The sequence below is a fragment of the Paraburkholderia sp. JPY419 genome, from assembly GCF_050435705.1.
GTDB classification, from domain to species: domain Bacteria; phylum Pseudomonadota; class Gammaproteobacteria; order Burkholderiales; family Burkholderiaceae; genus Paraburkholderia; species Paraburkholderia youngii.
The window spans coordinates 1285743-1299574 of the sequence record NZ_JBNDKV010000001.1 but is presented as its reverse complement, the minus strand read 5'-3'; the positions used below and the strand labels follow the sequence as shown (position 1 = coordinate 1299574).

The 13832-nt window shown below is 61.5% G+C and carries 14 protein-coding genes; 9 read left to right on the top strand and 5 right to left on the bottom strand.

Going from position 1 to position 13832, the window contains the following annotated elements:
• Positions 1 to 153: 153 nt before the first annotated feature.
• Entirely contained in the window at positions 154 to 1044 is an 891-nt protein-coding gene (locus QFZ91_RS06020) for a LysR substrate-binding domain-containing protein (RefSeq protein WP_429566591.1), read from the bottom strand.
• Positions 1045 to 1156: 112 nt separating this feature from the next.
• Here QFZ91_RS06020 and QFZ91_RS06015 point away from each other — a divergent pair, with 112 nt between their 5' ends.
• From QFZ91_RS06015 to QFZ91_RS05975, 9 genes are all read left to right on the top strand, one after another.
• Positions 1157 to 2404, top strand: a complete 1248-nt coding sequence (locus QFZ91_RS06015) for an acyl-CoA dehydrogenase (RefSeq protein ID WP_429566590.1) — start codon at positions 1157 to 1159, stop codon at positions 2402 to 2404.
• Between the two features lie 29 nt (positions 2405 to 2433).
• Positions 2434 to 3000, top strand: coding sequence for a flavin reductase family protein (locus QFZ91_RS06010; RefSeq protein ID WP_429566589.1), 567 nt, complete (start codon positions 2434 to 2436; stop codon positions 2998 to 3000).
• A 13-nt stretch (positions 3001 to 3013) separates the two neighbouring features.
• Positions 3014 to 3985, top strand: coding sequence for a VOC family protein (locus tag QFZ91_RS06005; protein WP_429566588.1), 972 nt, complete (start codon positions 3014 to 3016; stop codon positions 3983 to 3985).
• A 75-nt stretch (positions 3986 to 4060) separates the two neighbouring features.
• Positions 4061 to 5281, top strand: coding sequence for a Bcr/CflA family multidrug efflux MFS transporter (locus QFZ91_RS06000; RefSeq protein WP_429566587.1), 1221 nt, complete (start codon positions 4061 to 4063; stop codon positions 5279 to 5281).
• A gap of 155 nt (positions 5282 to 5436) precedes the next feature.
• The gene (locus QFZ91_RS05995) at positions 5437 to 5973 is read left to right on the top strand and encodes a VOC family protein (protein WP_429566586.1); all 537 of its coding nucleotides are present in this window, start codon (positions 5437 to 5439) and stop codon (positions 5971 to 5973) included.
• A gap of 95 nt (positions 5974 to 6068) precedes the next feature.
• Positions 6069 to 7199 carry a porin gene (locus QFZ91_RS05990; RefSeq protein WP_184227090.1) on the top strand — a complete coding sequence of 377 codons (1131 nt, stop codon included), beginning with the start codon at positions 6069 to 6071 and terminating at the stop codon, positions 7197 to 7199.
• Between the two features lie 15 nt (positions 7200 to 7214).
• Positions 7215 to 8495, top strand: a complete 1281-nt coding sequence (locus QFZ91_RS05985) for an MFS transporter (protein ID WP_429566585.1) — start codon at positions 7215 to 7217, stop codon at positions 8493 to 8495.
• A 19-nt stretch (positions 8496 to 8514) separates the two neighbouring features.
• On the top strand, positions 8515 to 9372 hold the full coding sequence (locus QFZ91_RS05980; RefSeq protein WP_429566584.1) for an alpha/beta fold hydrolase: 858 nt from the start codon (positions 8515 to 8517) through the stop codon (positions 9370 to 9372).
• Positions 9369 to 10232, top strand: coding sequence for an alpha/beta fold hydrolase (locus tag QFZ91_RS05975; RefSeq protein WP_429566583.1), 864 nt, complete (start codon positions 9369 to 9371; stop codon positions 10230 to 10232). Before QFZ91_RS05980 ends, QFZ91_RS05975 begins: the two co-directional genes overlap by 4 nt.
• Positions 10233 to 10332: 100 nt before the next feature.
• Here the strand turns inward: QFZ91_RS05975 and QFZ91_RS05970 are convergent, their stop codons facing one another.
• The 4 genes from QFZ91_RS05970 to QFZ91_RS05955 form a co-directional block, all read right to left on the bottom strand.
• Positions 10333 to 11562: a cytochrome P450 gene (locus QFZ91_RS05970; RefSeq protein ID WP_429566582.1), complete on the bottom strand. Its 1230-nt coding sequence runs from the start codon at positions 11560 to 11562 to the stop codon at positions 10333 to 10335.
• Positions 11563 to 11601: 39 nt separating this feature from the next.
• A complete protein-coding gene (locus QFZ91_RS05965; protein ID WP_429566581.1) occupies positions 11602 to 11922 on the bottom strand; it encodes a 2Fe-2S iron-sulfur cluster-binding protein in 321 nt (106 codons plus the stop codon).
• A 50-nt stretch (positions 11923 to 11972) separates the two neighbouring features.
• Positions 11973 to 12779 (bottom strand): SDR family NAD(P)-dependent oxidoreductase, encoded by an 807-nt coding sequence (locus QFZ91_RS05960; protein ID WP_429501611.1) that lies wholly within the window; start codon positions 12777 to 12779, stop codon positions 11973 to 11975.
• 111 nt (positions 12780 to 12890) lie between these two features.
• On the bottom strand, positions 12891 to 13694 hold the full coding sequence (locus tag QFZ91_RS05955; protein WP_429566580.1) for an SDR family NAD(P)-dependent oxidoreductase: 804 nt from the start codon (positions 13692 to 13694) through the stop codon (positions 12891 to 12893).
• Positions 13695 to 13832 lie beyond the last annotated feature (138 nt).

Genomic DNA, 13832 nt, shown 5'->3' with positions numbered 1-13832 from the left:
GCCATCGAGGCGCGCTTCACGGCATGGCAACTCTGCGGCGTAGCAGAAGCCCGCCTCAACGCTGTTCGACCAGGATGCCAACACCCAGTCAGCGCGACTCAACCTGTAGTCGCTGACTCGACAATGCCGTGCGCAGTGTCCCTGGCCACGCGCTCATATCGACGCTCGAAGCCGCGCCAACAGCCACTTCTTGAAAATCTTGAGTTTCGGGTTGAGGTCCTCCCCGTTACGGTAAAGGAGGTGGTACCCGTGTTGGATGGTGCATGTGTGCGGGATGGCCTGCACCAACCGCCCGTCCCGGAAGTCCTGCTGAAACAGGAACAAGGGCACCAATCCGAAGCCGAGGCCTGACATGGCGGCTTCGCGCATCATCAGCATCTGCAGAAAGCGCGGGGATTTGCCGAGGCTTGGCATCTGCAGCCCGTGCTGTTCGAAAAACTTCTGCCAAGGTTCTTCGCGCGTGCCGGCAATGCTCAGCAACGGGGCCGTGAGCAAGTCGGCGGGTTCATGCACATCGACCTGCTGCTTCATGCGCGGCGAGCAAACCACGCCCGCCTCGGTCGTGTCGAGCAGGCAAATCGAATCATAACCAGGCCACGGGGGTGAGCCATAACGGATGCGAGCATGGACGGGCGCGTCGTAATCAAGTTCCTTGAGTTCCTCGGCCAACACGTCAACCTGGATATCGGGGAATCTGGCGCGGAACTCGCTGATGTTTTGGACCAGCCAGAGGGTGAAGCCAACGTTGACGGAAAGGATCAGCGTCGACTGGTCTGCGCTCTCCTTCAGCCGGCTGCCCGCCTCGGCAATCTGGTTCAGGCCCATCGTAATCTGTTCGTGATAGGCCCTGCCGACGGGTGTCAGTGAAATCCAGCGGCCATTGCGTTCGAACAGGCGAACCTCGAGTTGTTCCTCGAGCGTCTGGATCATGCGGCTGATCGCGCCTTGGGTCACATGGAGTTCGGCGGCCGCCGCGGTGAAGCTTTGCAGGCGGGCAGCGACCTCGAAATATCTGACGGCTGTCAGAGAGGGAAGGCGCTTCATTTCAAACGTTCTTGCATGAGTTGAACTCATTCTAACGTACAAGGAATCGTTTTAGATCGGGTACTTACCCCACCTACACTGTGCTCACTCGAACTACATCGATAGAGACGACATGAACGCAGTGATTGAAACCCAACCCTTCACGGCCACCGAGGGCGAAGCGTACCGCCAGCGCGCGCTGAAAGCGGGCGAGGCATTCCTGAAGGCTGTCGACGCGATCCTTCCGGTGCTGCGCGCAGGCCGCGAGCAGTCCGAGCGCGAGTGTCGCGTTCCCGATGCCAGCGTCGAGGCCATGCTCGATGCCGGCGTGTTCCGCAGCCTCACGCCGCTGCAATACGGCGGCCTGGAACTCTCTCCGGCGGACTTCTACGACGGCCTGATGCGCATTGCCCAATGCGACAGTTCCGCGGCGTGGATCGCCGGCCAGATCGTCTGCCACAACCTCGAAATCGCGGCGATGGACCCGCAGATGCACGAGGATTTCTGGGGCGTCTACGGTCCGGACGCCCGTGCCTCCAGCTCTTACGCGCCGCTCGGCAAGACCGAACCGACCGAGGGCGGCTATATCCTCGATGGCAGATGGACCTTCTCCAGTGGCGTCGATTTTGCGCACTATGTCGTGCTCGGCGGTGGTGAGCGCAATTTCCTGGTGCCGATCAAGGACCTGGTCATCGACCACGACAGCTGGGACGTGCAGGGCCTGCGCGGCACCGGCAGCAAGGCGGTCACGGCGAACGAGGTGTTCGTGCCGAATCACCGCATCCACGTGATGGTCGATGTCGTCAACGACATCAACCCCGGCTACGAGGCGATCCAGACACCGCTGTATCGCGGCGTGTCGTGGATGACGGTGTTCTACGCGACGGCTGCCAATACCGTGATCGGCACGGCGCTGGAAGGCGTGAACCTGTTTCTTGAACAGTCCCGCAATCGTTATACGAAGATGGGCACCGGGGCACGCCTGGCCGAAAACCCCATCCTTCATCTGAAGCTCGCGGACGCGTTGACCCGCATCAACGACATTCGCACGCGGACCCTGAACAACTGGCGGCATATTTTCGATCAAGCCTGCAAGGGCGAACCGATTTCGCATCTGGAGCGTCTGCGCGTGCGCTTCGAATCGGCCGATTCGTTCGCCGCCTGCTTCGATGTCCTGCATGACATCTGGCCGATGGTCGGCGCAGTGGCTTCGCAGAGCTCCAATCCGATGCAGCTGATCTTCCGCAACCTGATGGCGGCGCGCACGCACGGCACCGGCGGCAAGGAGCTCGCGGCGAGCGCTTATTCGCGGGCGCTTCTGGGTCTGCCGGCGCCCGAATTCAAGGTCAACGACTTCGCCACTGCCGCCTACTGGCGCTAATCCCGCAGACATCACGGAGCGAAAACGCAATGATGATTCAACAGCAATTCGTCGCGGACAAGCGGCCGTGGGCCCTGCTGGAGCGTGGCCGCCCGCTCGATGACAGCCGCTCATTCCGACGCTGCCTTGGTCAGTATCCGACTGGGGTGACGGTGATCACGGCCAGTCATGACGGCGGTCCGGTCGGCATGACGGTGAATTCCTTCGCCTCTGTCTCGCTGGACCCGCCATTGATCCTGTGGTCGATCCGGCGCGAGTCGAGAAATGTCGAGGCTTTCAGGAGCGCAGAGCATTTCGTGGTGAACATGCTCGCGCATGACCAGGTCCAGGTGTCGCAGTGGTTCTGCACGAGTCATCCGGAGAAGTTCGAGCTGGTGTCGTGGGTGGCGGGGCTCGGCGGTGCGCCGTTGATCTACGGTGCGGTTGCGCAGCTGGAATGCCAGCGCGTTTCCGTCCAGGAAGCCGGCGATCACCTGATCCTGATCGGCGAGGTCAAGCAATACGCGCATTTCGACGGCAAGCCCCTGACGTTCAGCAATGGCGAATACGCGATGACGCAGGGGCTGCCGCGCGAGCATCACGGCGCACCCAATTGACAGGGGATTCAAATTGCAAATCCAGGAAATCGGCTATCTGGGCATCGACGCCACCAACATGGACGAGTGGCGTGCGTTCGCAACGGACTACATCGGATTCGAAGTCCGTTCACTGGCTCAGGAGTGTCTCGGCCTGCGCATGGATGACTATGCCTGGCGCCTGTTCGTGCGTCCGGCGCAGCGCAATGGCGTCGGGTTTATGGGCATGAAGGTCGACGGCCTCGAAGCCTTGGAGACAGTGCGCGATGAAATGACCGCGGCGGGCATTCCGGTGCACGAAAGCAATGCTGTAGAGCGGTGCGAACGCAGCGTGCAGCACATGTTGTGGGTATCTGACCCAGACGGCAATCGTATCGAATTTTTCGTTGGACGTAGTACCGACGCGAGCCCCTTCAAGCCGGGCCGCCCGATCGGAGGCTTCCGTACCGGTTCGCTGGGGTTCGGCCACGTTGTCATCGGCACTCCGCTTCTGGAGGAGATGGAATATTTCTACATGAAGGTGCTCGGCTTCGGCCTGACCGACTATATGGAAGGGGACATCAAGGTGCGCTTTATCCATGCCAATGAGCGGCATCACTCGCTGGCGCTGGTCAAAACCCCTGCCAGATTCCTTCATCACGTGATGGTCGAATACAAGTTCATGGACGATGTCGGCCGGCTATACGACAAGGCGTTGACCATGCCGGGCATGATCCAGACGAGTCTCGGCCGACACGGGAATGACCACATGCTGTCTTTCTATTCGAAGACGCCCGGTGGATTTCTCATCGAAACGGGGTGGGGTGGCCGGCTGATCGATCGTGAAAGCTGGAAGCCAGAGGAGCTCTGGTGCATGAGCCTGTGGGGGCACGAGCGTAGCTGGGAGACGCCTGAAAACCGGCTCAAGCAGCGCGAGCAAAACGCGCTGGCCGCCAGCAGGGGAGCGCTGGCACCGGTTGAAATCAACGGCGAAGGCGGATTCGTGAGTCGCGATGCCGCGATCTGACGGCGTGCAGTGAGTGTGCCCGCCCGCCGGTTTTTTCTGGCGAGTACGAACCGAACCGCTTCCAACGGAACTGCGATGCCCCACCTGACTAGACGCCGGCCGGATCGGCGGCTGATCCTGTTGCTTGGCGCGCTTGCCGCCTGCGGTCCGCTCGGGACCGATATCTATCTGCCGAGCCTGCCGGCGATTGCCGCATCGTTCGGCGTCCCGGCCGCCGCCGCGGCGGCAACGCTGACGGCTTTTATCGCCGGGTTCTCGATCGGCATGGTGCTGTACGGTCCGATCTCCGACGCGTACGGGCGACGTCCGGTGCTGCTCGCCGGTCTCGGCCTGTTCGTTGTCGCCAGCGTTGCATGCTGCCTCTCGGCCTCCATTAACCAGCTCATAGTGATGCGCTTTTTGCAAGCGCTCGGGGCAGGCGCTGCCTCGGTGCTTGCGCGGACCATCGCGCGTGATGCTCACGAGCCCGGCGAAGCGTCGAAAGTGCTGTCGATGGTCGCGCTGGTCACCTCGGTCGGACCGCTGCTCGCGCCGTTGATCGGGGGGCAACTGTTGCTGCTCGGCGACTGGCGCACGGTATTCGTCGCACTGACGCTGTTCGGCGCGTTCTGTTCAGTGGCCGGGTGGCTGCGTGTGCCGGAAACGTGGCCGCGGGAGAAGCGCGCTAACCAGGCCGTGTTGCAGTCGTTCGCCGCATACGGGCGGCTGCTGCGCGATCCGGCCGTCTGGGGGCATCTGCTGTGCGGCGGGATGGTGTTTGCCGCGATGTTCACCTACATCACGGAGACGCCGTTCGTCTATATCCAGTATTTCCATATCTCGCCGCAGCACTATGGCCTGTTCTTCGCACTGAATGTGCTCGGCATCATGGCCGGCAACTTTTTGAACACGCGCTATGTCGGCCGGTTCGGCGTGTTGCGGATGATTTCCGCCGCATCGACGCTCTCGTCTGGCGCAGCACTGTTCGTCGCTTTTGCATGCTTGACCGGGTGGGGCGGGCTGTGGCCGATGGTGGCCGGACTGTGCTGTGTCATCGGCGTGGTGGGACTGCTTTCCGCCAATTGCGCGACCGATCTGATGTCGCGCTATCCAGACAATGCCGGCGCGGCAGCGGCGCTGTTCGGCGCGACCCAGCTCGCCTTCGGCGCGCTGGCGAGCTTCGTCGTCGGACTGTTTCCGGGGATCTCGCCGGCCGGCATGGGCTGGACCATCGGCGTGTGCGGCGTGCTCGGCTACGTCGGCAGGGTTCTGATCGTGCGGGGACATGGACGAGAGGCCCTGGCGCTGTCGACGTGAATGTAATGAGGGCGCCTGGATGATCTGAAGTCATTCAAGCCGCGAAAATGTTGCTTTGTCGTAGAGTTTCGGGCCCGTAACCTTGGCTCATGGAGTGCCACGGACGACGGCCCGTCGATCAAATACCAAAACGACCATCTAACAGGAGACTCAGCATGTCACAGGCACTCAAGGCCAGATTCAAGCACGTCGGCATCCATGTGATCGATGTCGACAGGATGGTGGAGTTTTACCAGCGATGGTTTGGCCTGGTGAAGACGGACGAGGGTAGCGGGCCTGTCGGCAAGGGCGTATTCCCGAGCTCGGACCCCACCGAACATCATCAGATCGTGTTCGTGGCCGGGCGTGAACCCGGCAGCAAATCCATCATTAATCAGCTGTCGTTCATGGTCGATGGGCTGCCCGAGCTGAAAGCCTATTACAAGCGGGCGCAGGACGAAGATCGCAAGATTACCCAGGTCAAGAGTCACGGCAACTCGCTGAGCATCTACGTGCTCGATCCAGAAGGCAATCAGATGGAAATCTATTGCGACACGCCCTGGTATGTCAGCCAGCCGGTCAGCCTGCCGCTGGACCTGACCCAGTCCGATGAGGAAATCCTCGCCGGGGTGGAGCGCGCGGTGCGCGCCAATCCGACCTTTATGATGCAGGACCAGTGGGTGAAGCAGGCGAGGCAGCTGATGGCCGGCTGATACAAGGCCGGCCTGATGGAGCAGGTCGGCATCCCCATCACTAGTTCTGCAAATTAAAAAATGGCGGCACGACCGCCAATCAGGAGACAGCAGCAATGAAGTATCGAGTATTGGCGGCGACTTTTGCTGCGATGTTCGCAGGGGCCGCGCATGCGCAAAGCAGTGTCACGCTTTACGGCATCATCGACGACGGCCTCAGCTACATCAGCAACCAGGGCGGCCACAGCACCTTCAAGATGGACAGCGGCGTGGTCGCGTCGGACCGCTGGGGCTTGACGGGCAAGGAGGACCTGGGGGGCGGCCTGCGAGCCGTCTTCACGCTGGAAAACGGCTTCGACGTCAATTCGGGTGCTGCGGGGCAGGGTGGCGCGCTGTTCGGGCGGCGCGCATTCGTCGGCCTGTCGAGCGACCGGTTCGGTACGCTGATCGCCGGTAACGATTACGACTTCATCTATGACTACGTGACGTTCTACACGAACACGGCACAGTTCGGCGGCGTGTACTCGTTCCATCTCGGCTACGACATCGACCGGCTGGCGGGCGAGCAGGTGCACAACATGGTGCGCTACGAGACCCCGAACATCGCGGGTTTCGGCGCCGGCGCAATGTATGGCTTCAGCAATACGGCAGGCGCGTTCGGCGGTTCCCCAACGGCGCCCCGGACGATCAGCGTGGGCCTCAAGTACAGCCCGACCGGCAGCTTCAATGCGCCCTATTCGTTCGGCGCGGCATTCACGAAAGTCGACGGCGGCTATAGCGTGCCGGGAGCGGGTACGATCGCCCAATATGCGCTGGGTGCGAAATCGATCTACACCGCGGCCCTCGGCGGACTCGTGAAACTCGGCAATTTCGCCATCAACGGCGTGTACACCTATACCAACGCGTCTGACACTCCGCTCGGCACGGTGACCGTGAACGCCTATGAAGGCGGACTGAGCTGGCATCCGGCGCCGGATTTCCTGGTAGGCGCGGGCCTCGCCTATGTCGATCAGCGCAAGCTCGGCAAGTACAACATCGGGACTCTCGGTGTCGACTATCGGCTGTCGAAACGCACCGACCTGTTCACGGTCGGCACCTGGCAGCACGCGTTTGCGGGCGCGAAAGTGGCAGGAAATTTCTATGCGGTGACGCCGTATTCGCAGTCACCGACGATGCCCAACGGTGTGGGTGCATCGTCGACGCGGACGCAAACGATCGTGCAACTCGGCATTCGCCACGTGTTTTAAGAAGGAGAGAAGATCATGAGCAGCAGTTCTCTTGGCACGAAGATGATGCCCTCGCTCGAAGCAACGTCGAAGATGACCCGATCCGCGGGCCTGTGGATCGTTTGTGGTGCCGCCATCGGCCTGATGTTCGGCTTCGGGCCTCTTTTCTTCAGCGTCGCGGGCGTGTTCCTGAAGCCCATGGCGGCGACCTTTGGCTGGGGCCGCTCCGACGTGGCGGTGCTGCCGATGTTCTCGCTGATAGGGACGACGCTAGGAGCGCCGGCAGTCGGCTTTCTTGCCGATCGGCTAGGCTGGAGCAAGGTCGTCGCGGGTTCGATCGCGCTTCTCGCGGTTTCGCTGGTTGCGCTTGCAGTTGCGCCGGCTAATCACGCCTATTTCGCCGCGGTCGGTTTCCTGATCGGCTTTCTCGGCTCGGGGACCACGCCCGCAGGCTACCTGGGCGTACTGCCGCGCGTCTTCGACAAGCGCCTCGGCATGGCGTTCGGGTTCGCGATGATCGGTACCGGTGTGGGTGGCTTCTTCGCACCCATCGCCGCCAACCGACTGGGCGTGATGATGGACTGGCGCCATTGGTTTGGCGCGAGCGCGCTGGTGGTGCTGGTGCTCGGCTTCGTTGCGCATCGGCTGATGTTCCGCAATCTGCCGGAACAGAAGTACTTTGCCGCGGATGCAAGGGCGGCGGCATCGGTCGACCCGGGGCTTACGCTCGGCGAAGCGGTGCGCGGCTATCGCTTCTGGCTGCTCGCGATCGTCATGTTCCTGATTTCGAGCGCGATTCTTGGCGGCTTCGTGCATCTTGCTCCGTTCGTTAGCGACCGGGGGCTTGGACACGATGTCGGCGCACAGGCGGCGGGCTTCGTCGGTGCGGGTCTCGCGATTGCGCGGGTGGGGCTTGGCGCAGTGCTCGACCGCGTGTTTGCTCCATTCGTGGCCTGTGCAGCGTTCTTTGTCGGCGCGGTGGGTTTTGCGATCTTCCTCACTGGCGCCGCGCAGGTGCCGGCGTTGATCATTCTGGCGGCGTTGCTGCTCGGCATTTCGACGGGCTCGGAAGGGGATCTGATTCCGTTCCTCGCGCGCAAGTATTTCGGCAATCGCTCGTTCGGCTCGATTTACGGCTGCCTGTTCGGCGCGGCGACGCTGGGCGGCGCGGCCGGCCCGTTCCTGTACGGCCTTGCATTCGACCGCCTGGGCTCATATGCGCTGGTGCACGAAGTCTCGCTGGTTGCGTGCGTCGTCGGCGCTGCCGCGATCCTGCTGCTTGGGCGCTACCCGGCAATGAAGGCCGCGGGCGAATAACGATTGGGATGACACTTCAATGATGCTGACAAGAGACAACACTTCGAAATTCGTGCAGGCGGGCGCCGTCAAGGTGCACTATCACGAGGCCGGTACAGGGCCCGTCCTGCTGTGCATTCATGGCGGTGCGCCAGGTGCTTTCGGCTGGGGGAACTTCGGCCGCAACCTGGAGGCGCTGTCGCGCCATTTCCGCACGCTCATCGTCGACCTGCCGGGCTACGGCAAATCCGACAAGCCGCAGATCGAGGGGCCGCGCACCAGTTTCTATGCGCGCACCTTCCGCGACATGCTCGAGGCGCTGGGCATCGCCAACGCGCATGTAATGGGTCTCGCGACCGGCGGTTCGGTAGCCTTGAAAATGGCGATCGACTATCCGGAGCTGATCGATCGCCTGGTGGTGATCAGTGCGCCCGGCGGGCTATCGCTTTTCCAGCCCATGCCGCCCAGGCCGGATACGCACAATTACTACGCCGGCGAAGGTCCGAGCATGGAGCGCATGCGTGCCAATCTCGAGCGGCTCGTCTACGACCCGACGATCCTCACCGACGAGGTGATCCGCGAACGCTACGAGGCGAGTATCGAGCCCGAGTTCATGAATCAGGCGCCGGAAGGTCACGGCGGCAAGCCGGGGCAGACACTGGAGCCGTTGTGGCAGGACCTGCACAAGATTCAGGCCGAGACGCTCGTCATCTGGGGGCGCAATAACCAGACGATCAACTACGACAATGCCCTGTTCATGTTGACCCGCATTCCCCGGGCGCGCGTCCATATCCATGGCAACTGTGGACTGTGGGTGCCCTACGAGAAGATGGAAGAATTCAACAGTAATGTCACCGGCTTCCTGTCGGTGGACCTGACGGCGAGGCCTGCACAATGAAGAAGCACACCAGCATCTGGCAACACCTGTTCAAGACGCCCCACAAGCTGGCGTGGGTCGATGCCGCCGGTGTCGATACGCGCTATCTGGAAGCCGGTCCGGCCGATGCGCCGGTGGTGATTCTGCTGCATGGCACGGCGGGCAGTCTGGAGAATTTCGGCGCGAACTATGCGGCGTATGCCGGCCATTTCCGGGTCATCGGTCTGGACATGCTTGGCTGCGGCTGGACCGACAAGCCCGATTACGACTACCTGATCGAGGACTACGTCGAGCACGTGCGCGGCTTCATGGACGCCATGGGTATCGCGAGAGCCGCGGTTGTCGGCGTGTCTCTGGGCGCCTGGGTGGGCGCGGCACTGGCATTGGCCCATCCGGCTCGTGTCGACAAGCTGGTGCTGGTGGCCCCCGCGGGCATCATCGTCGATCCGGAAGAGGAGCGACGCTTTGCCGAAGGTGTGCGCAAGAGCCGATCTTCCGCCGCGGCCGAACCTGGCTGGGAAACTGTTTCCGCTGCCTTGAAAGCGCTGCTTCTGGACCCGGAGGCACTGTCCGACGAACTGGTTGGCGTGCGCCTCGAGATTTACCGCGACCCGCGCATGAAGGCAGCCATGCCCCGTCTTCTGGCCTTCTCACTGGGCGGCCAGGCCCTCAGCGAGGAACAGTGGCGCAGCCTGACCCTGCCTGTCCAGGTGATCGCTGCCGTTGATGCGCCCAATATGTTTCTCAGCAACGCCCATGCGATCGCCAGGACCGTACCGAACGCGCAGCTCGTGGAAATCAAGGGCTGTGACCACTGGGCACAGTATGAACAGCCTGAGAGATTCAATCAGGAGAGCATTGCATTTCTGCAAGAAGCCTGATCATGCAGACGCCGAGCGCTAACCTGGCGTCATGGAGCAGGCCTGGCGCCGATGGTGTTCAACACCGGCGCCAGTGTCACTCACGCTCTTTGATCTTGCATCAGTTGACTGCGCGCTTCGCGTCGGAATCCCACAAAAGCGATACACGCGTCACGCAGTTCACCATTCCCGCTTCGAAGCTGATTTCGCCATCCGGATCCAGCGAGAAGTCGGGAATGCGCTTAAACCACTCCTCGAGGAACACGCGAATCTCGCTGCGGGCAAGGAGCGCACCGGCGCAGCGATGAGGACCGTTGCCGAAGGCCGCATGTTGCGAAGCATTGGCACGTGCGAAGTCTGCATGCATCGGGCACTTGAACTTGCGCTCGTCCATACCGTGTAGCAGCGGACGGACGTACACCCGATCGCCCGCTTTGAACCGCACGCCCTTGTATTCGAAGTCGCGCGTCATCACCCGGCCTGTGCTCGAAGGCGCGAACATGCGCAGCAACTCCTCCACCGCGTTGCCCGCCAGTTCCGGGTGCTCCGCCAGTTGAAGACGATGCGCCGGATTGCGGGCGAGATACAGCACGGCAAAGCCCATGGTGGACGCGACAGTGTCGAGTCCGCCGAAGATGACGTTGACCATCATGCCGCGGATCTCTTGCTCCGTGAGGGGCCTGCCGAATACGGTTCCATTCACTATCGCGCTGATCAGGTCCGTACCCGGCTCTTTCTGGCGCTCACGAATGATGCTCTCCAGGTAGCCGAACAGCATGCGCTGCGACCATTCGCGACGCTCGGGATCGTTGGCGCGAACGCTCGCCTCGGTCCACGCAAGCAGATCGTCCAGATCGGTGAGCGGGAGGTTCACGAGCCGCATGAAGATCGTGATGGGAAACTTCATCGCGAAGTCGGCCATGAATTCGCATCGGCCTCTTTCCCGGAAGCTTTCGATCAACGAGACGGCCAGTTCACGGATCCCGCCTTCCATGTCGCGTATCACTTTCGGCGCGAAAAAGCGGTTGATCAGTGCGCGATAGTCGGCATGCTCAGGCGGATCGGCCGAGAGCGGCAAGATCTGCATTGTTGTACTAGCGGGCAGCGTGATTTCGCGCATGGAGAACGGATCGTGATTGCGCTGCGCGAATTCGATGTCTTCCGCTCGCGTGAGAATCCAGTGACCGCCGTTGTACGGCGTCCAGATGATGTCCGGACCATCGTGCAGACGTTTCCAGGCGCCGACGATGTCGGCTTCGCCGCCGGGAGGCTTGCTGAAATCCCAATCCACCACGAGTTCGGGAGGAACATGGTCGGGAACTGGAACGAGTGGGACCGCGCTATGAGACATGTGTGTTCTCCGCGAACAGGTTTTTCGTCGTGGGTTTCGTCAGGTTTGGGAAGCGGGTAGCCGGACGACTAATCCATCGAGATCGTTGGTCAATTGAATCTGGCAACCGAGTCGGCTGTTGTTGTTGGTATCGATGGCGCCGCCCAGCATGTCGAGTTCCGCGTGTTTCGCAGGCGGAATCCTTGCGGTCCACATATCGTCGACGTAGCAATGGCAAGTCGCGCAATTGCAATAGCCCCCGCAGTCCGCGAGGATGCCGGGCACCGAATTGTCGATTGCTGCTTGCATTAACGACTGTCCGGCAATCGCATCGACGATATGCTCGGTGTTGTCGTGCTCGATAAACGTAATCTTTGGCATTTCAGTGTCCTGATGTTTTGCAGTCGGGCGAGCCACGCAGTCGCAGTTACCTAGCTAACCGTGAAGCCGCCGTCCGCGGCGATGATCTGTCCAGTAACATAGCTAGCGGCAGGGCTCGCGAGGAAGAACACGCTTTGGGCAACCTCGATCGGGGCGGCCATTCGTCCCATCGGAACTCGGCCTGCACCAACGATGGGTCCTCGAATCTTGAAGGTCGCGCTGATGTTCTTGCCGCCTTCGCTGGCCATGCCGCCTGGGAGGATCGAGTTGACGCGGATGCCATCGGCTGCGAACTCGCTGGCGAGTGATCGCGTGATGCTATCAACGCCAGCCTTCGCAGCGTCGTAATGGGCATTGACGCCCCACAGCGTGGGTCGAAGTGCGCCAACGGAGGAAATGTTGACGATCGAGCCACCGCCGCCCTTTGCCTTCATACGCGTGATAGCCTCGCGGCAACACAGAAACGTGCCCCGAAGTGTGACGTCCTGCATCTGGTCCCATTGCTCGACGGACATTTCAAAGAATTCGGCTTTCGAACGGTGCGCGGCGTTATTGATCAGAATGTCCACACCGCCGAACTTTGCATCGACGGCGGCGAAGAGTGCCTTGACGGATGCTTCGTCGGCAACGTCGACTTTGCATGGAATCGCGATGCCGCCGTTGGCTTCGATCTCTGCTGCTGTTGCGCAAGCGGCATCCGGGTTCAGATCGGCGATCACGACATTGGCGCCGGCCTCGGCAAGCAGTCGCCCGGTCTCGCGGCCGAGACCTTGCGCAGAGCCGGTAATAACGGCGGTCTTGCCCGTGAGATTGAAAATCTGCGCGAGGCGCGCGCCGATCTGCGTTTCACTAAACATGGAATGCTCCGGTTTGATTGATCGATGAAGGTCGGGCTATTCGGTTCGCTTCAGTCGTGGTAGTGCCACGGTGAACCGCCGACCCAGGATTCGCGGCAGCCGCCGACGTCTTCAGCTAATCAGAAATCCGCCGTCGAGCGTAATCGATTGGCCCGTCATATAGCGGCCCGATGGCCCCGCGAGATACAGCACCGCGGCGGCGATATCGGCGGGGTCGCCCCATCCGAGCGGCAGACGTCGCTCAGCATCCGTACCGGGTCCCGTGAGCTGTCCTGTCTTCAGGCGAGCCTGCATATCCGGATGAAACTGAACCTTGCCGGGCACCGCACCGGGCAGCACGCAGTTGACGAGAATCCGGTCGCGGGCATAGTCAAGCGCTGCGGACCGCACTAACCCCGCGACGCCGGCGCGCGCGGCGCCATAAGCGCCGTTGCCATTGAGCACGGCATGCGTGGCGCCCATGGTGGTGACGTTCACGATGCGTCCACCCCGCCCTGCGGCGAGCATATGCTTGATCGCTTCTCGCATGCAAAAGAACACAGACTTCAGGTCGATCGCCATGACTTCGTCCCAGGCGGCTTCGGAGAACTCTGTAAGCGGGCCGTTATTGGTCATCGCCGCGCAATTGACTACGATGTCCGGGCTGCCCCAAGTGGCCTTGACCTGATCGAATAAGGCAATCACCGACGCTTCGCGTTCCACGTCCGTCTCGATGGCGATCGCTTCGCCGCCCGCCGAAAGGATTTTGTCGACGACCGGTTGCATATGCGCGGCACTGTGATCCGCGACTACCACCCGCGCGCCGGCCTCGGCCAGAACCGGCGCAATATCAATGCTGGAATTGCGTCCCTTGTCGGTAACGACAGCGATTTTCCCGCTAATGCCGAATAGCCGTTTAAGCACGGTCGTGGTCATCGAGTTGTCTCCTGGGGGGCTCGGTTTAGGCCTTTTTATGAATTCTAGCCACAACACCCGGTACACAATGGTTACTGGACGGAACGATTAGAGTGAACGAATTTCACTAATTCCGCGCTTTCGCGAACCGCGAGAAAA